Genomic DNA, 19,074 nt, shown 5'->3' with positions numbered 1-19,074 from the left:
CGCTGCACACTTCTGGGCGCCATGCGTTAATGTCCTAACGATGATCCGGTTCCCAAATCATGTCAATGTGAATAATAATATCATGACAATTATTCGAAAGATGCTCAAAAGCTGAGCATTCGCCTCAAATGACGAGCAGCAGCGCCTCAGGCTCACCGAGCGCAAGAGAGGCTACGATGCCGAGCCCGGACTTTAGCTCCTGCTCGGTCGTCGAGCCGAGCGATATCCTGACCGCCGGACGCCACCCGCTGTCCGCCGTCCGGAAGGACGCACCCGGCGCAATCGCCACCCCGCGCAAGCGCGCCTGGGAAACGAAGGCATCTTCCTGGTGTCCCTCGGGCAGCGGCAGCCAGACATGCAAGCTCTGAGGATAGGTGTGGTGGGCAAGGCTTGCCAGAACCTCCTTGGCGATCGCGTGGCGAGCGGCGAGCGCCCGGCGCTGCCAGTTCACGAGCTCGATCGCCGTGCCGTCGCTCACCCATTGCGTTGCAATCTCTGCAATTGCGGGGGTCGCCATCCAGTTCGAAACCAGATGCCGGTTGGCGACGGCGGCCACGTAGCGGTCAGGCGCCACCAGATAGCCGATCCGGAGGCCCGGCACGGTGATCTTGGTGAAGCTCGTCACATAAAGCGTGCGCTCCGGCGCCAGTGCGGCGACCGGGGGCAAACGTTCCTCCACCAGGGGACCGAGAATGTCGTTTTCGATGATGGCGATGTCATGCCGGCGCGCCACCTCCGCCAGCGCTGCCCGCCGCCCGGCGCTCATCAGGGTCGCGGTCGGGTTGATTACCGAGGGCTGCAGGAAGACCGCTCGGATCACGCCCTTGCGGCAGGCTTCGTCCAGCGCATCCGGGATCATGCCGTCGCCGTCTATCGCGAGACCCTGAAGGTGGATGCCGAGATAGGTCGAAAGCGGCACGAGCGTATGATGGCTGATGGCCTCCGTCGCGACCGTCGAACCGGGCGGTGCGACACTCATCAGCGCCACGGTCATGGCCGAGGTGGCGCCGTTCGTCAGGTTGATGTTGAGCGGCGAAACATCGACCCCGCAGCGCAAGAGCCATTCGGCCGCGACATTGCGGTGACGCGGGAACACCATGTTCGGGCGGAAGGAAAGCGCCGAGCTCGGCGGCAGGTTCTCGGCAAGCCAAGCAAAACCCTGCCGCATCTTTTCCAGATGGTACTGCTCGCATACGGGTTTCAGGATCGAAAGATCGATCAATTCGCCAAGGCGCTCCGGCAGATAGGGCGGCTCCGGCTCGCGCGGCCGCGTCTGCACGAAGCTGCCGCGTCCGACCTCGCCGGAGATTAAGCCGCGCCGGATGAGCTCGTCATAGGCGCGGCTGACCGTCTGCACCGAAAGTTTCAGATCGTCGGCGAGCTTGCGATGCGTCGGCAGCCGCATGCCGTTCTGGAGTCTCCCCTCCTGTATGGCGCGGGCGAACTGGTCCGCCAGAGAGAGATAGGCGGGGCGGCGCAGAAGTGTCGTGTCGGGCGTCCAATTTGTCATGATTTGAACAGTGATCAAAATCAGCTCAATTGACAATGTAAAAGTGAGCACCCAATGTCATTTCCCGGCTTTGACGTGACCACTACCGACGGAAGGACCTCTTAATGAAGCTCGATGCGATCGATCTGCGGATCCTCGAAGCGATCCAGGCCGACGGGCGTATCACCAAGCTCGCGCTCGCCGAGAAGGCCGGCCTGTCGCCGACGCCCTGCTGGATGCGGCTCAGAAAGTTGGAGAAAGCCGGCATCGTCACGGGCTATCACGCCCGCGTTGCGCTGCGCCGCGTGGCGCCGGTCGCCAGCGTGATGATGGAGGTGACGCTCGGCAATCACCGCCAGGCTGATTTCGATCGGTTCGAGCGCGCCATCGCCGCAATTCCCGAGATCGTCGCCTGCTGGTCGGTCGGCGGCGGGGTCGACTATATCCTCAAGATCATGACGGCGGACATCGACGCCTACCAGCGGCTGGTGGACGGGCTGCTCGAAAGGGAACTCGGTATCGACCGCTATTTCACCTACATCGTCACGAAGACGGTAAAGGAAGAAACGGTGCTGCCGTTCGGCTCGCTGTTGCCGCAGGCGCCGGCAGGGCAGGAATAATCGGCAGAGGGTGTAGCCACCCACTGCGCATCGGCACGCCACATAGACAATCTCTCTCCCCGGTGCCCCCACTTTGGTCAAACTCTCTCCGCCGTCACCGCCGATTGGACAATCTCTCTCGACAACCATGGCACTCTTCCCGCAACAGTCGAGGAGAACCGATATGACCGCCGTCTTTGCGCGCACAGCCTTTCACGACGCGTTGAAAAACCTGAACGACCGGCAATTGCTGCGGGAGTTAGCCTATGTCGGCGGCCGCTGGGTTGCCGGCCGGGACGGTACATGCCTTGAGGTGAGCGACCCGGCCAGCGGCGCTGCCCTCGCCTTCGTCGCCTCGCTCGACGCTGCCCAGACCTCCGAGGCGATCGACGCGGCGGAAAAGGCATTCAGGTCCTGGCGCAACATGCTGCCGCAGGCGCGCGCCGCCATCCTGCGCAAATGGCACGACCTGATGCTCGAAGCCCGCGAGGATCTCGCCCTGCTGATGACCCTTGAACAGGGCAAGCCGCTTGCCGAGTCCCGCGGCGAGATCGACTACGCGGCATCCTTCATTGAGTGGTATGCCGAGGAAGGCAAACGCCTCAATGCCGAAAGCGTGACGAGCCATCTTGCCGGGGCCGAAATGATCGTGCGCCGCGAAGCGCTCGGCGTCGTCGGCATCGTCACGCCCTGGAATTTCCCTTCCGCGATGATCACCCGGAAGGCGGCCGCCGCCCTTGCCGCAGGCTGCACCGTGGTGGCGCACCCATCCTCCGAAACCCCTCTTTCGGCTCTCGCGCTCGCCGAACTCGGCGAGCGAGCCGGCCTTCCCGCAGGCGTCTTCAATGTCGTCACCGGCAAAGCCGCAACGATCGTCGGACGAATGTGCGAGGACGCGCGGGTGCGCGCCATGAGCTTCACCGGCTCTACCGAGATCGGCCGCCTGATCGCCTCCCAATGTGCCCCGACGATGAAGCGGCTGGTGATGGAGCTCGGCGGACACGCCCCCCTGATCGTCTTTGCGGATGCGAATATCGAAAAAGCCGCCGACATCGCGATCGCCGCGAAGTTCGCCACCTCCGGACAGGACTGCCTCGCTGCCAATCGGATCTACGTCGAGCGGCCCGTTCTTAAGACATTCCAGGAAGCTTTTGCCGCACGAATTGCCGGCTTGAAAGTCGGTTCCGGGATGGAGCTGGACACGGACATCGGTCCGTTGATGCACGAACGCGCCGTCGCCAAGGTCGAGGAACAGGTTGCGGATGCTCTGAAGTTAGGCGCCAGGCTTGCCGCGGGCGGCAAGCGCCACGCCGCCGGGCCGCTCTTCTTCCAGCCGACCCTTCTAACGGATGTGCCCGACGACGCGCTGATCATGCGTGAGGAGACCTTCGGCCCCGTTGCGGCCGTAACCGCCTTCGACAGCGAAGAGGAAGTAGTCGCGCGGGCGAACGACACGGAATACGGGCTTGTCGCCTATGTCGTGACCGAAAACGGGGCCCGCCAGATGCGGCTCGCCCGCGCCCTCCAATACGGTATGGTGGCGATCAATCGGGTGAAGATCACCGGCGGCCCGATCCCCTTCGGCGGCTGGAAACAATCGGGCGTCGGCCGGGAAGGCTCCCGCCATGGCATGGAGGCCTTCACCGAGCTCAAATATCTCTGCATCGACACCGCTGCCTGACCTGAGCAATTCCGGCAATACTGCGTAGCGGTTTGCGTCTGGAATTGCGTGAGAACGACCGAAAGAGCGTTTTCGCGGTTCAGCCGAAATGATCCGGATTTCATGAAAGGAAAGACCATGCTCGAAAGAAGCAACGAACTCACCGCCTGGGACCGCGACCACTTCTTCCATCCCTCGACCCATATGGGGATGCATGCGCGCGGCGAGACCCCGACCCGGGTGATCGGCGGCGGCGAAGGCGTTTACATCACCGATATTTCCGGCAAGCGCAGCCTCGATGCCTTTGCCGGCCTCTATTGCGTCAATGTCGGCTACGGCCGCCAGAAGATCGCCGACGCGATTGCCGAACAGGCTAAGAACCTCGCCTACTACCACGCCTATGTGGGCCACGGCACTGAAGCGTCGATCCGGCTTTCCAAAATGATCATCGACCGGGCGCCGGAAGGCATGAGCCGCGTCTATTTCGGGCTTTCGGGCTCCGACGCCAACGAAACCAACATCAAGCTGATCTGGTATTACAACAACATTCTCGGCCGCCCGGAGAAGAAAAAGATCATCTCGCGTTGGCGCGGCTATCACGGCTCGGGCGTGATGACCGGTTCTCTGACCGGCCTTCATCTCTTCCACAACGCCTTCGACCTGCCGCGGGCGCCGATCCTGCACACGGAAGCGCCGTACTACTTCCGCCGTCCCGATCGCTCGATGAGCGAAGAGCAATTCTCGCAGTATTGTGCCGACAAGCTGGAAGAGATGATCCTTGCCGAAGGTCCGGACACCGTTGCCGCCTTCATCGGCGAGCCGATCCTCGGCACCGGCGGCATCGTGCCGCCGCCGAAGGGCTATTGGGAGAAGATCCAGGCCGTCCTCCAGAAATACGATATCCTGCTGGTCGCCGACGAGGTGGTCACCGGCTTCGGCCGGCTCGGCACCATGTTCGGTTCCGACCATTACGGCATCAAGCCGGACCTGATCACCATCGCCAAGGGCCTGACCTCGGCCTATGCGCCGCTTTCCGGCACCATCGTCTCCGACAAGCTCTGGCAGGTGCTGGTGAAGGGCTCGGACGAGCTCGGCGCCATCGGCCATGGCTGGACCTATTCGGCCCATCCGATCTGCGCCGCCGCCGGCATCGCGAACCTGGAACTGATCGACGAACTCGGCATCGTCGAGAATGCCGGCTCAACGGGTGCCTATTTCCGGGCCGAACTGCAAAAGGCCGTGGGCGATCATCGCCATGTCGGCGAAGTGCGCGGCGACGGCCTGATGGCGGCGATCGAGTTCGTCGAGGACCGCGATGATCGCGCCTTCTTCGATCCGGGCCGCAAGGTCGGACCGCAGGTCGCAGCAGCGCTCCTCGAACGCGGCGTCATCGGCCGCGCCATGCCACAGGGTGACATTCTCGGCTTCGCGCCGCCGCTCTGCCTGACGCGGGACGAAGCCGACATCGTCGTCAAGGCGGCAGCCGACGCCATCCAGTCCGTACTCGGCCGCTGAGGAAATGGGCATGATGCATTCGGTTCCGAAGACCATGACCGCGGTGCTTTTGACGGGGCACGGCGGATTGGAGAAGCTCGTCTACAGCCGGGACGTTCCCGTCCCGGCTCCGGCTGCGGGCGAGGTGCTGATCAAGGTCACTGCCTGCGGCATGAACAACACGGACGTCTGGGTGCGCGAAGGCGCCTACGGGACGGAGGACGATCCGTCCGCCGTCTCGACCTGGCGACGCCACGGCAACACGCTGACCTTCCCGCGCATTCAGGGTACGGACACGGTCGGCCATATCGTCGCCGTCGGCGAGGGCATCGACCGGGCGCGCATCGGTGAGCGCGTCATGGTCGACTTCTCGATCTACAACCGCGACGACGACAGTCTTGCCGACATCGATTACATGGGTCATGGCCGCGATGGCGGCTATGCCGAATATATGGCGCTTCCGGCCGAAAACGCCCATGTGGTCGCAACCGACCTGACCGATGTCGAGCTTGCCACCTTCTGCTGCGCCTATCTCACCGGCGAGCGGATGCTGGAACGGGCGCGGCTAGCCGCCGGCGAGACCGTGCTCGTGACCGGCGCCTCGGGTGGTGTCGGCTCCGCGATCGTCCAGCTCGCCCGCGCTCGCGGCGCCGTTCCGATCGCCGTTGCCGGACCGGGCAAGGAAGCGGCGATGCTCGAAATCGGCGCCGAAGCAGTCGTGACCCGCGGTCAAGGCGACCTCACCGAGGGGGTGGAGGCAGCAAGCGGCGGCCGGCCGATCGATGTGGTCGCCGACCTCGTCGGTGGTCCCCTCTTCAACGACCTCCTGAAGATCCTGCGCCCGGAAGGCCGCTACACCACCGCCGGCGCGATCGCCGGGCCGGTCGTGCAGCTCGATCTCAGGACGATGTATCTGAAGCAGTTGGAACTGCACGGATCGAGCCAGGGCAGCCGCGCCGATTTCCGCCGCCTCGTCCGCTATATCGAGGAGAAGAAGATCCGGCCGCTCGTCGGCGGGATCTATCCGCTATCGGAGTTCCACCGGGCACAGACGGACTTCATGGCGAAGAACTTCGTCGGCAAGCTCGTGGTCGTGCCTGATTAAGGGTACGACGGCGCGGGCGGCAGAGCGGGACGGAACAGGTTGCAGACGATATACCCCCTCTGCCCTGCCGGGCATCTCCCCACAAGGGGGGGAGAATAGAAGTGTTTCACTCTTTGCTCCCACAGCAGGTCCCTGCATACAGGAATCCTTCTCAAGACGCTGAGCGCGCCTCACATGGTCTCCCCCGTTGTGGGGGAGATGGCCGGCAGGCCAGAGGGGGTAGCCTGCTCTGGATCATTCCTCATCCAGTTTTAACTCTGAAGGCTCGCAAATGCCTCCGCGATCCGTTGCGGCGCCTTGGGGCGCGCATACATCCGCTCGAGATAGGCCTTGAGTTTTGGAAAGTCATCGAGCAGGCCGTTTTCGTTGCCCCAATCCAGAACATAGGCGGTTACGCAATCGGCGATACTTATCCTGTCGCCGACGATGAATTCCCGCCCTTTCATGTGCTGTTCGAGCACCGCTGCCATGGCCAGGAATTCTTCCTTGGCGAGCGCAATGTCTTCCGGCAACCGCTTTTCCTCGGGATAAAGAAACGTGTGCTTAGCCATCCGCCACAGTGGCTGTTCGAGTTCGGTGACCGCGAACAGAGACCAGCGATACGCCTGCGCCCGCTCCTTCAGGTCCGCTGGCATAAGCCCTTTGCCGCCATATTTTTCCGCCAGATACATGACGATCGCGGCAGACTCCGTGAGGACGAAGTCGCCATCGACCAGCACCGGAAGCTTGCCCGCCGGATTGAGCCGCAGGAAGTCGGGGTGATGGGCCTCGCCCGCCACTATGTTGACGGGCACGAACTCGAACTCCGCATCCAGCTCCTGAAGCGCCCAACGGGCGCGAAGCGAGCGCGTCGGACCTAATCCATATAGTTTCATCATTTCGGTTCTCCTGACCTTCCTCATTGTCCAAATGGCCACCTGCAAGGACGTTGGAGGAAAGGCCGTGCCGACAGAGCGTCGAAAAAACTTGGTGAGCGCGTGTCCTTGCCGCCCTGCGCTACAAACGCAGGCCGGCGGCGTCGAACCAATGCAGGCTTTTCGGCACCGCTGCGACCTCGACCTCCTCGTCGATCATCATGCGGGAGCGGCCGGCAACCCTGAAGACGAGCGGCTCGCCGTTCGCTAGGGTGCCGTGCACATAGCTTTCCGCGCCGACGAGTTCCACGGCGCCGACGCGCACGCGGGCTGTGAAACGCTCGCCGCCGTCCGTGTCACCGGCGAGGGTAATGTCCTCAGGTCGGATTCCGATTGTCGCAAGCCCCGGCTTCCCGACGAGCGCCGCCGGAGCCGACCACGCAGCATTGCCGGTATTGAGATCGAGAAGGTTCATCGAAGGTGAGCCGATGAAGGTTGCGACGAATGCCGTCGCCGGGTTCTCGTACAGCTCGATCGGCGTACCGACCTGCTCGATCCTCCCCCCGTTTAGAACCACCAGGCGGTCGGCGAGCGTCATCGCTTCCAGCTGGTCGTGGGTGACGTAGACGCTCGTCGTGCCGAGCGCCCGCTGAAGGCGCTTGATCTCGACGCGCATCTGGACCCTGAGCTTGGCGTCGAGGTTCGAGAGAGGCTCGTCGAACAGAAAGGCGGCAGGCTCCCGGACGATGGCGCGCCCCATGGCCACACGCTGGCGCTGCCCGCCTGAAAGCTGCCGAGGCTTTCGATCGAGGAAGGGTTCAATCTCCAGGGACTTCGCCGCCTTGGCTATCCGCCGCTCGATTTCTTCCTTCGGCGTGTTACGGTTCTTCAGGCCATAGCTGAGATTCTGACGGACCGTCATATGCGGGTAGAGCGCGTAGTTCTGGAAGACCATAGCAATGTCGCGCTCGGAAGGCTCCAGCCCGTTGACGACGCGGTCGCCGATGGAGATCTCGCCTGACGTGATGCTCTCGAGCCCCGCGATCATCCTCAGCAGCGTCGATTTTCCGCAGCCGGAAGGGCCGACGAGCACGATGAACTCGCCGTCGGCAATCGCAAGCGAAACGCCGCGGATCGCGGCGATGTCGCCGTGATAGGTCTTGTGGACATCCTTGAGAGTGATCGTTGCCATTACTTCTCCGTTTCGACGAGGCCCTTGACGAACCAGCGCTGCATCAGGACGACCACTGCGACAGGCGGGATGATCGCGAGGATGGCGGTCACCATGACGTAGTTCCACGGGGTCGATGCGTCAGTGAAATCGACCATCTTCCTGAGGCCGATGATAATCGTGTTCATCCGGCTGTCATTCGTGACCAGCAGCGGCCAGAGATACTGGGTCCAGCCGTAGATGAAGAGGATCACGAAAAGCGCCGCGATATTGGTCTTTGAAAGCGGCAGCAGAATATCCCGCATGAAGCGGAACGGCCCGGCATTGTCGATGCGGGCCGCTTCCACGAGTTCGCCCGGGATGGTGAGAAAGAACTGGCGGAACAGGAATGTCGCCGTCGCCGACGCCATCAGGGGAAGCGTCAGTCCCGCATAGGTGTCGATCAGCCCGAGATCGACGATCACCTTATACGTCGGCAGGATCCGCACCTCCACCGGGAGCATCAGCGTGATGAAGATCATCCAGAAGAAGGCCATGCGCAGGGGGAAACGGAAGAACACGATGGCGAAGGCCGAGAGGAAGGAAATGACGATCTTGCCGACGGCGATCGCGATCGCCACCACGAATGTGTTGAACAGCAACCGTTCGAGACTGACGCCGACCACACGCTCGACTCCACCGGAAAGCGCTTCGCCATAATTCTCGGCAAGCCGCGTGCCGGGAACGAGCGGCATAGGCGGCCGGATGATCTCGACCGAGCTCATGCTTGAGGCGACGAAGGTATAATAGATCGGGAAAACCACGATGATGATGCCGATGATCAGCATCAGGTGCCCGATTAGGTTGGAGATGGGGCGCTTTTCAATCATTGGCGATCTCATCCATAGTGGACACGCCTTTCGACGAACCGGAACTGAAAGGCGGTAAGCCCAATGACGATCGCCATGAGGATCACGGACTGGGCCGCGGACGAGCCGAGGTTCAGGTTGACGAAGCCGTCGTTATAGACCTTGTAGACCAAGGTTTCCGTCGCCCTCGCCGGCCCTCCGCCCGTGACCGAGTGGATGATGCCGAACGTATCGAAGAAGGCGTAGACGGTGTTGACCACGAGCAGGAAAAAGGTCGTCGGCGCCAGCAGCGGGAAGATAATCGTCCAGAAACGCCGGGTGCCGCGCGCTCCGTCGATCGCCGCCGCTTCGATGAGCGACTTGGGTATGGCTTGGAGCCCGGCGACGAAGAAGAGAAAATTGTAGCTGATCTGTTTCCAGGCCGCTGCAACGACGATCAGGATCATGGCGTGATTGCCGTTCAGCAACGGATCCCAATGAAAGCCGTTCCGCCTCAGCATATAGGCGAAGGTGCCCATAGCCGGATTGAACATGAAGAGCCACAGCATGCCGGCGACTGCCGGTGCGACGGCATATGGCCAGATCAGCAGGGTGCGATAGAAGGTCTTCCCGCGCACGACGCGGTCGGCGGCCGTGGCGAGAAGCAGGGCGACGCCCATCGCGAGCAGCGCGGTGAGGACGCTGAAGATCACCGTGACCTTCAGCGAGTTGAGATAATTCGCCTCCGAAAGCACGGCGCTGAAATTGGCAAAACCGACGAAGCCGCTTTTCAGGCCGAACGGGTCTTCACGGATCACCGATTGGTAGAGCGCCTGGCTTGCCGGCCAGAAGAAGAAAACGATCGTCAACACGATCTGCGGAGCGACGAGCAAGTAAGGGAGGATTTTGTTCGGAAAGACGACACGCTGCACGAGCAATCTCCTGGATCACGATGATCTCGGGGCCGGATCGGCCCGAGATCACGTCAGGGCGGCATGACCGCAAAAGCCCGACGCCGTCGAACGACGGCGCCGGACACCTGCCTCGATCAATTGCTGATTGCTGCTGCGATTGCGGCGTCGCCGCGTTCGACCGCCTTGTCGAGCGCCGTCTTGGCATCCTGTTGCCCCGACAGCATCGCTTCGAACTCCTCGTTGAGGATGTCCCTAACCTGGGGCAGGTTGACCAGCCGGACGCCCTTCGAGTTTTCGGTCGGCGCCTTGCCCATCATTTGCAGGAGCGGCGTTTCGCGTCCGGGGTTCTTCTCGTAGAAGCCCGACTTCTTCGTTTCCTCGTAGGCGGCCATCGTGACCGGCATATAGCCCGAGACCTGGTGCAGCTTGGCTTGAATCTCGGTCTGGGAAAGGAAGTTGAAGAACTCCGCTACGCCCTTGTATTCCTCGTCCGACTTGCCGGCGAATACCCAGAGGCTCGCTCCGCCGGGGATCGTGTTCTGCGGGCCGTGGCCCTCGTAATAGGGCAACTGGCCGATGCCGTAGTTCACGCCGCTCTTGGCGATGTCGCCGAGACCGCCAGAAGACTCGGTCAGGATGGCACATTCGCCAGAGGTGAAGAGCTGCTTTGCCTCCGAGGTGCGCCCGCCATAGCGGAAGGCGCCGTCCTTGGCGAGATCCGCAATCGCCTGGAAATGTTCCACGTACAGCGGCGCGTTGATCTGCAGCTTCACGTCGGTACCGCCGAGGCCGTTTTCATTGGTCCCGTAGGGCACGTTGTTCCAGGCGGCGAAGTTCTCCGTCTGGATCCACGTCAGCCAGGTCGACGTCATTCCGCAAGGCGCCGCACCGCTCGTCTTGATCTTCTTCGCCGCTTCGAAGACTTCCGGCCAGGTCTTCGGCGGGTTGTCGACGTTCAAGCCCGCCTTCTGAAAAGCGTCCTTGTTGTAATAAAGGATGGGCGAGGAGGAGTTGTACGGAAAGGACAGCATCGTTCCGTCCGGCTTTGAATAATAGGCGACGATCCCGGGCAGATACTGCGATTTGTCGAAGGTGAAGCCGCCCTTCTGGAGGATCTCCGCTGCCGGCACGATCGCGCCCTCGGCGGCCATCATCGTGCCGCTGCCGGCATCGAACACCTGAATGATCGCCGGCGGCTGCTTCGACCGGAAAGCCGCGATCCCGGCATTCAGCGTCTCGGGATAGGTGCCCTTGAACACAGGCACCACCTTGTAGGTGCTCTGGCTCTCGTTGAACTCCTTGGTGAGTTCCTCGATCATTTCGTTATTGGCACCCGTCATTGCGTGCCACCACTGCAGTTCAGTGGCGGCCTGCGCCTGAAAAGCGAAGCCGAATGCAATCGTCGTGGAAATGGAAATCAACCGCATAATATTCTCCTCCCTTGTACTCAACCACACCCGAGACGTTCGCCGACACTCCCGCTGTCAGGCGAACGACTCGTCTTTCTCTCCACTGCGTCTTTCCTTGAATCCCGATTGATTCGAAGACAGAAACATGCAGCAAATCAAAGTGCTATAGCCACCTTTCGCATCCAGCACCGCCTCGATCCAAATAGAGTAGAGCTGCCGATTGTCGAGAGCGCTCGCGGAGAGGGTCTTAAGACTCTTCCAGCGGGAGAGTGCCGCATAAAAATCGGAGGTCAAGTCAAAAGGAACATCTTCCTTGCCGCAGTTGTTTTGGCGTCGGACGTAGGGCGAGTGCGAATGGCGGCCCGCCCGGAAAGATTGTGAGGACGAATGACGAGAGTACTTGTGGTCGGCGCCTCCGGCCTGATCGGCTCGGCCGTGTGCGCAGGGCTCCATGGCCGTGGTAGCGAGATCGTCCGCGTGGTCCGGCCCGGCTCGGCACCAAGCTCCCAGACGGCCGGCAAGGCCCTGGAGATCGACCTTCGGTCCGTCGGCCCTGAAGACTGGCTGACGCATCTCTCAGGCATCGACGCCGTGGTAAACTGCGCGGGAACGCTCCAGGACGGTCCGGGGGAGGATACGACGGCAGTCCATGCCCGCGGTCCCGCCTCGCTCTTCAAGGCCTGCGAGCAGGCGGGCGTGCGCCGCGTCATCCACTTCTCGGCAATGGGGATCGACAGGGCCCAGCCCTCGCCCTTTTCGCGCACCAAGCTTCAGGGCGACGAAGCGCTGATGGCATGCGATCTCGACTGGGTCATCCTGCGCCCCTCCGTCGTGCTCGGCCCTGGAGCCTACGGCGCAAGCGCACTTTTTAGGGGCCTCGCCGCACTGCCCTGGCTGCCGGTCATGCCGAATACCGGATTGCTTCAGGTCGTGCGCCTCGAGGACGTAGTGCGCACGGTCGAGATGTTCGTCGACCCGAATGCTCCTTCTCGGCTCACTCTCGAGGTTGCGGGACCTGAGGCCCTGTCTTTCAAGGACGTGGTGGGCACCTACAGGCGCTGGTTCGGATGGCCCGCTGCTCGCGTCGTGAACATGCCCACCCCGCTCGCGAATCTCACCTACAAGCTCAGCGACATCGCCGGGGCTCTGGGCTGGCGACCACCGACCCGCAGCACCGCGCAGAAAGAGATCGTGCGCGGCGCCGTCGGCGACAACAGCGCATGGGTCGAGAAAACCGGGATAGAACCGATGGCGCTCGCAGACGCACTGGCGAGAACGCCGGTTTCTGTCCAGGAGCGCTGGTTCGCCAAGCTCTATCTGCTCAAGCCCGTCATCTTCGTCGTCCTCCCGCTCTTCTGGATCACGACGGGCGTCATCTCGCTCACATCGGGGTATGAAATCGGCGTTGATCTGATGGAACGGGGAGGCGCCGGCGTTCTTGCGGGGCCGAGCGTCATCGCCGGAGCCCTCGCCGACATCCTGATCGGTATGGCAATTGCGTTTCGCCGCACAAGCCGCATCGGCCTTTATGGCGCGGTCGGCCTCTCGCTTTTCTATGCGATCGCCGGCACGGCCCTGCTCCCGGAATTGTGGAACGAGCCGCTTGGACCGCTTCTGAAGATCTGGCCCATCCTGGTGCTGCACCTCGCTGCCCTTGCTATCCTGGAGGAGCGTTGATGCTGTACTTCGTTCTGAAGTTCCTGCACATCATCGGCGCCTCCGTCCTCCTCGGCACGGGCGCCGGGATCGCATTCTTCATGCTCCTGGCGCATCGGACCGGCCGCACGGAAACGGTCGCGGCCGTGGCCCGCATCGTCGTAATCGCCGATTTTCTTTTCACCGCCACCGCCGTGGTGTTGCAGCCCGTCACGGGGATCGCCCTTGCATGGAACGTCGGCTATTCACTCGCGGAAGGATGGATCCTGCTTTCGCTTCTCCTCTACGTGGTCACAGGCGCATTCTGGCTGCCGGTCGTGTGGATGCAGATGGAAATGCGCCGGCTCGCCGAAACGGCAAGCAAGGTGGGCGAGCCGCTGCCGAAGCGCTATCATCAACTCTTCCGCCTGTGGTTCGCCTTCGGCTTCCCGGCCTTCGGCGCCGTCCTAGCGATCTTCTGGCTCATGATCACGCGGCCGATACTCGAATGGTAAACTCGAAGGCGGGTTGACCCGATTTGAATCGGAGCCCCGCGGTTCTCCCACCGATTGGAGAATGTGATTTCGACCGGCAAAGAGATTGGGTCAAATGACTGCGTCATCCTTCACATTCCAACTTGAGAAAGCCGACCTCTTGCATATATGATGCGTGATGATTGATGCGCTATGAGGCGGACATGAGAACGACCTTGGCTATTGACGACGATGTCCTGATCGCCGCAAAGGCAATGGCGACCCAACAGCAGCGGAGCGTCGGCGAGGTAATTTCCGAACTGGCGAGGCGTTCTCTGCGCCGGCCGCGCAGCGGCGGCGAGCGTAATGGAATTCCTCTCCTGTCGCCTCGTCCGGACGCACCGCCCGTGACGCTCGAGATCGTCAACGCGCTGCGTGACGAACTGGCGTGACTTTCCTGCTCGACGTCAATGTGCTGATTGCCTTGATCGATCCGAGCCATATAGGCCATGATGATGCGCACGAATGGTTCGCGTCGATTGGTCAGACCGCGTGGGCCACCTGCCCAATTACCGAAAATGGTGTCATCCGGATCGTCGGCAATCCCAAATATCCCAATTCTCCCGGCTCACCGTTACCCGTGATGGAGATCGTCGCCAAATTGCGGTCGCTCCCCGGTCACGTTTTTTGGCCGGACGATGTGAGCCTTGTCGGGTCAAGTGATATCATCCCATCGAAAATCCTGACTTCGGGGCAGGTGACTGACACCTATCTGCTTGCGCTCGCCAAGGTGCGTGGGGGCAAGCTGGCGACATTCGATCGCAAGCTGTCGGCAGCGGCGGTCACGAAGGGCAATTCCGCCTTGCACCTGATCGCGACGAATAGGTCGTGAATTCCTCACGGCAGCCTAGCTTTTCAACGCGCTCTCAACCGCTTCCTTTGCCGATGCGCCGTCAAACGTCGTCACTCCTTCAAGCCACGGAGCGACTGCCTCCGGATGAGCCTTCAGCCAATCGGCTGCGGCGTCCTTCGGATCGTTGCCGTCGTTCAATATCCCGTTCATGATCTCGTTTTCCATCTCCAGGGTGAACCGCAGGTTCGTCACGAACCTCGCGACATTCGGGCATTCCTGCGCATAGCCCGCCCGGATGTTGGTATAGATATCAGCACCGCCGTAATTCGGTCCGAAATAGGCGTCGGCGCCCGAGAGATAATCGATCTGGTAGCGCGTGTTCATCGGATGCGGAGCCCACCCGAGAAAGACGATCCACTGGTCGTCCTTTGTCGCTCTTTCGACCTCGGCGAGCATGCCCTGCTCGGATGACTCGACGAGCTCCCAGCCGGTCAGCCCGAAGTCGCCCTTGTTTATCATGTCGAGGATCATGCGGTTGCCGTTGTTCCCGGGCTCGATTCCGTAGATCTTCCGGCCGAATTTGTCGGGGAACTTCTGGAGGTCGGAAATGTCTTTGACGCCTGCGTCGGCGACGTATTTCGGCACGGCGAACGTATATTTCGCGCCGGTGAGGTTCGGACCGATCACCTCGATCGACTTGTCCTCCAGGAATGGCTTGCGGTCGGCTTCCATGCTCGGCTGCCAATCCCCGAGATAGACGTCGATGTCCTTGTTCTTCATGCTCGCATAGGTGACGGGGATAGATAGGAGCTTGCTCTGCGGCGCGTAGCCTAGCGCTTCGAGAATGGTCGAGGCGACAGCGGTCGTCGACGTGATGTCGGTCCAGCCGACATCGGAGAAGCGGACGGTCTTGCAACTCTCCGGCTCAGCGGCAGCGGCGACGCCGATCGTCATGAGCAGTCCGGCGGTCATTGCAGTGATCTGTTTCAGCATTGTCATGTTCCCTCTTCTTAGGTTCTGTATGCACTGCGAAACTCACGTCAAAAGACCAGAAAGGCGGCTCACCAAAGTGCGCCGCCCGTGACCTGTATGTTCTCCATGGTGATGCCCCTTGCGCCCTCGCCGCAGAGGAAGGCGGCAAGGGCCGCTATCTCGTCGGGCTGGATGATGCGGTTCTGCGGGTTCTGGGCGGCGATATCCGACATCGCCTCCTCCATCGTCCGCCCCATGCCCTCCCTTTCGACGACCTGCTGAACGTTGCGGCGCATCAGTTCCGTTTCAACCCAGGTCGGGCTGATCATCACGCAGGTGACGCCATGCGGCGCCCCTTCGAGCGCTACGCAGCGGGTGAGGCCGAGCAGCCCCGACTTCGAGGCGCAATAGGCCGGATTGTCCTTCCAGCCGACGGTGGCAGCCGTCGAGCCTATATTGATGATGCGGCCCCATTTGCTCCCGATCATCCCGGGCAGCAGCCGGCGCGTCATTCGGAAAGCGCCGTTCAGATTGGTGTCGATGATCTTCAGCCATAGCTCGTCGGAATGGCCCGCCACCGGCTGCTCGGCGGTCGTTCCTGCGGCATTGACGAGAATGTCGGCGGGGCCGCATGCGGCTTCCGCCGCCGACACGAATTGCTCGATCGCCTCGCTGTCGCGAACGTCCAGATGACCTGCGTAAACAGCCGTGCCGGCAGCGGCAAGCCGCTCCCGGACTTCGACAATCTCCTGCGGATCGGGATAGGCCGCGGCATCGCCCAGCCGGCCGGCCGCCTCGCGGACGAACGATCCCACGGCGACATTTGCGCCCTCGGCGGCAAGCGCCTCCGCGATCGCCAGCCCCTGCCCCGTCAGCCCGCCGGTGATGACCGCACTGCGGCCCTTGAGCCTGCCCGTCATGACAGATCCTTCAAAGGCTTACCGAGCCAGTCGCGATAGAAGCCTTCGAGGTCCGGCTCGAAATCATGCACGATTGGATAACCGGGTGCTGCCGCTTCGACTTCGTGCAGATGCGCACATTCGGGGCAGAAGAACTCGCGGATTTCCATCCATTTCGGATCCGGGATATCGCTGTTCGGGTAAATTTCCCGCAAGCTCTCCCCGGTGTCGCGCACGTTGATCACCGCGTTCAGCTTCCAATTCCTGCGATAGTCGCCGAAGGAGTAGCCGCATTCGCAGCGGGTGACCCGGCCCTCGGCGCTGTCGCAGATGAAGAGGCGGTCGCCGACCGGCAGCAGGATCGGATCGCTCCAGGCAACGCGATCCTGCAGCACAGCCAGATATTTGAAGAAGCGGTCGTGGTCCTTATAGGCGCTCATGATCCGCCGCGTCTGCGGCCAGGGGAGCGTGCCGTTGACGAGGTCGTTGATGACTTCCTTCGAATATTCGGTCATGGCTCAATTCTCCCCGGCGATGGCGAAATCGGAGGCAAGGCCCCAGAATTCCTTGAAGTCTCTGGAAAAGCGCGCCGAGAGCTTCATCGCGCTCCGGTACATTTTGGCGACCTCAGGCGCGAAGTCCGAAGCCTCCACGCGCCGTTGCTCCCTGGCGATCCACTCCGATACCGGAATGGCTTGCTTCAGCCGCTTCTTGCGCAGTTCCGCGCGGCGGGCGACGGTCGCATCGATGTCGGCCTGCGGATAACCCTCGGCATCCTCCTTCAGGATGATGCCGAACACCTTCTCGGCGGCTTCGCGCGTCAGGAAGCCGTTTTCCACGTCCCATGCCGTCTTGATCGGGTCGCGTTCCAGCACGTCGCCGAAGCCGCCACCCCCGTTATAAGCGTGGCTGAAAATGTCGCCGGCCTTGTGGGGCCGGGTGATGTAGGGACCCTCCTCCCAAACCTGCTCGCCTTTGTATGTGCGCTCGAAATCCGAGACCAGCGGGTCGGTGCCCGGCGTATGTGCGAGCGGCTCCCGGCGTTCGGCGCGCTCGTGAATATCGGAGTTCCTCACCGCGTGATGTTTCTCGCAGGTCGGTGCCGGATAGCCGCCGCACAGGCCGCCATTGTCGAACACGCGCGAGGAATGCTCAGATGTTACCAGGCGCAGGTGATCGGTCTTGTTGATGAGCCAGGTTGAGATGAAGGCGCAGCCGCCGCGGTACTTTCCGGCGCCGCCGGAATTCGGCACGATCGAGCGGCCGATATAGACCATTGGCATGTTCTGTTCCCAAATCTCGATATTGCCCATGTCCGATTCCGGGTTCCAGCCGACATAGGCAGTGTCGAGCCCGTCCTTTATCGCCAGCGCTCCGGAGCCCGCGGCCGCGCATTCGAAATGCGCCATGCCGAAGCCGGTGCCGTACTGGCTGGTGCCCCCCATCTCGATCATCGGAGAGTTCACCTGACCGACAAAGGCTTCCTCGACAAAGCCCCGCGCGATGAAACCGCGTGAGAGCAGCCGCTGAAAAACGCCGTACGCTGGCAGCAGCAAGGCCCACGAGGTGGCTGTGGCCGCCATCTCGTTGTCCGGGTTGGTCCAGGTGCCATGCGGAATATTGATCTCGGTCGCCATCCAGGCGCCGTCATTGACCAGCCCCTCGAAGTTCATGTGCTGAGTGAGCGTCACGAACATGCCGCCGTCCATGCCGGCCGGGGTGCAGTTCATCGAATGATAGCCCCAGGGCTGCGTGCCGTCGAAGTCGAGCCTGATCTTGCCCTCGCTGGTGATCTCCATCTCGATGGGGATATTGTACAGCCAGTTCGGGTCGGCGAGCGGCTGGAACCCCGGCTTGCCTTCGGTCACGTGACCGTAGAAGGTGTGGCCTCGATAAATGCCGGGCACGGTCAACTGCCGCGTGCGGGCAAGCTGTGCTCTTCTTCCCTCCTCGATGAATTCCTTGGAAAGCCGCTGCCAATATTCGAGGCCGACCTCGTCGATGAGTTGCTTTACGCTCTCGCGCATGTCGATGCAGGCGGCGACCTTGGCTTTTTCGTCCAGCACCCAGTAGATTGGCATGCGCAGATTGCGCTCGCACCGGATTACGTAATCCCGGCGGATCTCGTCATTCTCGCCGATCTTTTCGGCACAGACGAAAAGCCCCTCGGTGAAGCGCTCCTGCGCAAGACACACATCGCCGCCGGGCGTGATTCCACCCGCCTCGAGCTCATGGCAGACGGCGCCCGCCCAGCCGACAAGCGTGCCCTCGTGGAAGATCGGCACCACGTCCATGACGTCGGGCACCTGAACTGTGCCTATGAAGGCGTCATTGTTGGCGAAGATGTCGCCGTCGCGGATGCATGGATTCTGCTCGTAGCCGTTTCTGATCATCCACTTGATGAAGCGGCTCATCGTGTGCACATGCACCATGATGCCGTTCGAAAGCGCGATCGCGTCGCCTTCCGGCGTGTAGATCGCCACCACCATTTCGCCGACTTCCCGCACCCCCGGCGAGGCGGAGATGCGCCGGGCCATTTCGCGTGCCGAGACGCAATAGGCGCGCAGCTTCGTGTGGAGGGTCTCGAATTTCAGCGGATCCTGCCTGCGCAGCCGAAGTTCGGTGATGCCGTCATAGCAGCCGGTCTCTTCCATCAGCCGTTCGGATTCGAGCAGCCGCCGCTGCAGGGAATTTGCCGTTTTGTCCAGCATGTTTGTCAT

Annotated in this window: 18 protein-coding genes; 8 read left to right on the top strand and 10 right to left on the bottom strand. The window is 62.0% G+C overall.

What is annotated here, in order from left to right; genetic code table 11:
- Positions 1 to 124: 124 nt before the first annotated feature.
- Positions 125 to 1,510: a MocR-like ectoine utilization transcription factor EhuR gene (gene ehuR, locus PZL22_RS05920; RefSeq protein ID WP_284718265.1), complete on the bottom strand. Its 1,386-nt coding sequence runs from the start codon at positions 1,508 to 1,510 to the stop codon at positions 125 to 127.
- A 104-nt stretch (positions 1,511 to 1,614) separates the two neighbouring features.
- On the opposite strand from ehuR, the gene PZL22_RS05915 reads away from it, so the two are divergent.
- The 4 genes from PZL22_RS05915 to PZL22_RS05900 all read left to right on the top strand — a co-directional run bounded on the left by PZL22_RS05915 (position 1,615) and on the right by PZL22_RS05900 (position 6,347).
- Positions 1,615 to 2,109 (top strand): Lrp/AsnC family transcriptional regulator, encoded by a 495-nt coding sequence (locus PZL22_RS05915; protein WP_003525883.1) that lies wholly within the window; start codon positions 1,615 to 1,617, stop codon positions 2,107 to 2,109.
- A gap of 163 nt (positions 2,110 to 2,272) precedes the next feature.
- The gene (locus PZL22_RS05910; RefSeq protein ID WP_003525880.1) at positions 2,273 to 3,769 is read left to right on the top strand and encodes an NAD-dependent succinate-semialdehyde dehydrogenase; all 1,497 of its coding nucleotides are present in this window, start codon (positions 2,273 to 2,275) and stop codon (positions 3,767 to 3,769) included.
- 117 nt (positions 3,770 to 3,886) lie between these two features.
- A complete protein-coding gene (locus PZL22_RS05905; RefSeq protein ID WP_003525879.1) occupies positions 3,887 to 5,263 on the top strand; it encodes an aspartate aminotransferase family protein in 1,377 nt (458 codons plus the stop codon).
- A 10-nt stretch (positions 5,264 to 5,273) separates the two neighbouring features.
- Entirely contained in the window at positions 5,274 to 6,347 is a 1,074-nt protein-coding gene (locus tag PZL22_RS05900; protein WP_033048193.1) for an alcohol dehydrogenase family protein, read from the top strand.
- 251 nt (positions 6,348 to 6,598) lie between these two features.
- Here the strand turns inward: PZL22_RS05900 and PZL22_RS05895 are convergent, their stop codons facing one another.
- The 5 genes from PZL22_RS05895 to ugpB all read right to left on the bottom strand — a co-directional run bounded on the left by PZL22_RS05895 (position 6,599) and on the right by ugpB (position 11,540).
- On the bottom strand, positions 6,599 to 7,225 hold the full coding sequence (locus PZL22_RS05895; RefSeq protein ID WP_127614197.1) for a glutathione S-transferase family protein: 627 nt from the start codon (positions 7,223 to 7,225) through the stop codon (positions 6,599 to 6,601).
- 118 nt (positions 7,226 to 7,343) lie between these two features.
- Positions 7,344 to 8,393 carry a sn-glycerol-3-phosphate import ATP-binding protein UgpC gene (locus tag PZL22_RS05890; protein ID WP_003525872.1) on the bottom strand — a complete coding sequence of 350 codons (1,050 nt, stop codon included), beginning with the start codon at positions 8,391 to 8,393 and terminating at the stop codon, positions 7,344 to 7,346.
- Positions 8,393 to 9,241, bottom strand: coding sequence for a sn-glycerol-3-phosphate ABC transporter permease UgpE (gene ugpE / locus PZL22_RS05885; RefSeq protein ID WP_003525871.1), 849 nt, complete (start codon positions 9,239 to 9,241; stop codon positions 8,393 to 8,395). The genes PZL22_RS05890 and ugpE overlap by 1 nt, the downstream gene beginning before the upstream one ends.
- An 8-nt stretch (positions 9,242 to 9,249) precedes the next feature.
- Positions 9,250 to 10,131 (bottom strand): sn-glycerol-3-phosphate ABC transporter permease UgpA, encoded by an 882-nt coding sequence (gene ugpA, locus PZL22_RS05880; protein WP_003525869.1) that lies wholly within the window; start codon positions 10,129 to 10,131, stop codon positions 9,250 to 9,252.
- Between the two features lie 116 nt (positions 10,132 to 10,247).
- Positions 10,248 to 11,540, bottom strand: coding sequence for a sn-glycerol-3-phosphate ABC transporter substrate-binding protein UgpB (gene ugpB / locus PZL22_RS05875; protein WP_014527485.1), 1,293 nt, complete (start codon positions 11,538 to 11,540; stop codon positions 10,248 to 10,250).
- Between the two features lie 369 nt (positions 11,541 to 11,909).
- On the opposite strand from ugpB, the gene PZL22_RS05870 reads away from it, so the two are divergent.
- The 4 genes from PZL22_RS05870 (at position 11,910) to PZL22_RS05855 (ending at position 14,522) form a co-directional block, all read left to right on the top strand.
- Positions 11,910 to 13,199, top strand: a complete 1,290-nt coding sequence (locus PZL22_RS05870; RefSeq protein ID WP_003525864.1) for an SDR family oxidoreductase — start codon at positions 11,910 to 11,912, stop codon at positions 13,197 to 13,199.
- On the top strand, positions 13,199 to 13,672 hold the full coding sequence (locus PZL22_RS05865) for a DUF2269 family protein (protein ID WP_003525863.1): 474 nt from the start codon (positions 13,199 to 13,201) through the stop codon (positions 13,670 to 13,672). The genes PZL22_RS05870 and PZL22_RS05865 overlap by 1 nt, the downstream gene beginning before the upstream one ends.
- 182 nt (positions 13,673 to 13,854) lie before the next feature.
- On the top strand, positions 13,855 to 14,082 hold the full coding sequence (locus tag PZL22_RS05860) for a hypothetical protein (protein ID WP_010975287.1): 228 nt from the start codon (positions 13,855 to 13,857) through the stop codon (positions 14,080 to 14,082).
- Positions 14,079 to 14,522 carry a TA system VapC family ribonuclease toxin gene (locus tag PZL22_RS05855; protein ID WP_003525860.1) on the top strand — a complete coding sequence of 148 codons (444 nt, stop codon included), beginning with the start codon at positions 14,079 to 14,081 and terminating at the stop codon, positions 14,520 to 14,522. Before PZL22_RS05860 ends, PZL22_RS05855 begins: the two co-directional genes overlap by 4 nt.
- 15 nt (positions 14,523 to 14,537) lie before the next feature.
- On the opposite strand, the gene PZL22_RS05850 is transcribed toward PZL22_RS05855, so the two are convergent.
- The 4 genes from PZL22_RS05850 to PZL22_RS05835 all read right to left on the bottom strand — a co-directional run bounded on the left by PZL22_RS05850 (position 14,538) and on the right by PZL22_RS05835 (position 19,065).
- Positions 14,538 to 15,476, bottom strand: a complete 939-nt coding sequence (locus PZL22_RS05850) for a choline ABC transporter substrate-binding protein (RefSeq protein WP_284718493.1) — start codon at positions 15,474 to 15,476, stop codon at positions 14,538 to 14,540.
- A gap of 68 nt (positions 15,477 to 15,544) precedes the next feature.
- Complete coding sequence (locus PZL22_RS05845; protein ID WP_284718264.1) at positions 15,545 to 16,375, bottom strand: SDR family NAD(P)-dependent oxidoreductase; 831 nt, start codon at positions 16,373 to 16,375, stop codon at positions 15,545 to 15,547.
- Positions 16,372 to 16,869: an acetone carboxylase subunit gamma gene (locus PZL22_RS05840; RefSeq protein WP_003525855.1), complete on the bottom strand. Its 498-nt coding sequence runs from the start codon at positions 16,867 to 16,869 to the stop codon at positions 16,372 to 16,374. Before PZL22_RS05840 ends, PZL22_RS05845 begins: the two co-directional genes overlap by 4 nt.
- A gap of 3 nt (positions 16,870 to 16,872) precedes the next feature.
- Positions 16,873 to 19,065, bottom strand: coding sequence for a hydantoinase B/oxoprolinase family protein (locus PZL22_RS05835; protein WP_127515813.1), 2,193 nt, complete (start codon positions 19,063 to 19,065; stop codon positions 16,873 to 16,875).
- Positions 19,066 to 19,074: the final 9 nt, after the last annotated feature.

This window comes from Ensifer meliloti (assembly GCF_030064585.1).
Taxonomy (GTDB): Bacteria; Pseudomonadota; Alphaproteobacteria; order Rhizobiales; family Rhizobiaceae; genus Sinorhizobium; species Sinorhizobium meliloti.
The sequence above is the reverse complement of the archived record's forward strand: the minus strand, read 5'-3'. Positions and strand labels throughout refer to the sequence as shown.

Coding starts and splice junctions, on each gene's coding strand:
- PZL22_RS05915 (WP_003525883.1), top strand. CDS start 1,615: ATGAAGCTCGATGCGATCGATCTGCGGATCCTCGAAGCGATCCAGGCC.
- PZL22_RS05845 (WP_284718264.1), bottom strand. CDS start 16,375: ATGACGGGCAGGCTCAAGGGCCGCAGTGCGGTCATCACCGGCGGGCTG.
- ugpE (WP_003525871.1), bottom strand. CDS start 9,241: ATGATTGAAAAGCGCCCCATCTCCAACCTAATCGGGCACCTGATGCTG.
- PZL22_RS05895 (WP_127614197.1), bottom strand. CDS start 7,225: ATGATGAAACTATATGGATTAGGTCCGACGCGCTCGCTTCGCGCCCGT.
- PZL22_RS05860 (WP_010975287.1), top strand. CDS start 13,855: ATGAGAACGACCTTGGCTATTGACGACGATGTCCTGATCGCCGCAAAG.
- PZL22_RS05905 (WP_003525879.1), top strand. CDS start 3,887: ATGCTCGAAAGAAGCAACGAACTCACCGCCTGGGACCGCGACCACTTC.
- PZL22_RS05835 (WP_127515813.1), bottom strand. CDS start 19,065: ATGCTGGACAAAACGGCAAATTCCCTGCAGCGGCGGCTGCTCGAATCC.
- ugpB (WP_014527485.1), bottom strand. CDS start 11,540: ATGCGGTTGATTTCCATTTCCACGACGATTGCATTCGGCTTCGCTTTT.
- PZL22_RS05870 (WP_003525864.1), top strand. CDS start 11,910: ATGACGAGAGTACTTGTGGTCGGCGCCTCCGGCCTGATCGGCTCGGCC.
- PZL22_RS05910 (WP_003525880.1), top strand. CDS start 2,273: ATGACCGCCGTCTTTGCGCGCACAGCCTTTCACGACGCGTTGAAAAAC.
- PZL22_RS05850 (WP_284718493.1), bottom strand. CDS start 15,476: ATGCTGAAACAGATCACTGCAATGACCGCCGGACTGCTCATGACGATC.
- ehuR (WP_284718265.1), bottom strand. CDS start 1,510: ATGACAAATTGGACGCCCGACACGACACTTCTGCGCCGCCCCGCCTAT.
- PZL22_RS05865 (WP_003525863.1), top strand. CDS start 13,199: ATGCTGTACTTCGTTCTGAAGTTCCTGCACATCATCGGCGCCTCCGTC.
- PZL22_RS05900 (WP_033048193.1), top strand. CDS start 5,274: ATGATGCATTCGGTTCCGAAGACCATGACCGCGGTGCTTTTGACGGGG.
- PZL22_RS05840 (WP_003525855.1), bottom strand. CDS start 16,869: ATGACCGAATATTCGAAGGAAGTCATCAACGACCTCGTCAACGGCACG.
- PZL22_RS05890 (WP_003525872.1), bottom strand. CDS start 8,393: ATGGCAACGATCACTCTCAAGGATGTCCACAAGACCTATCACGGCGAC.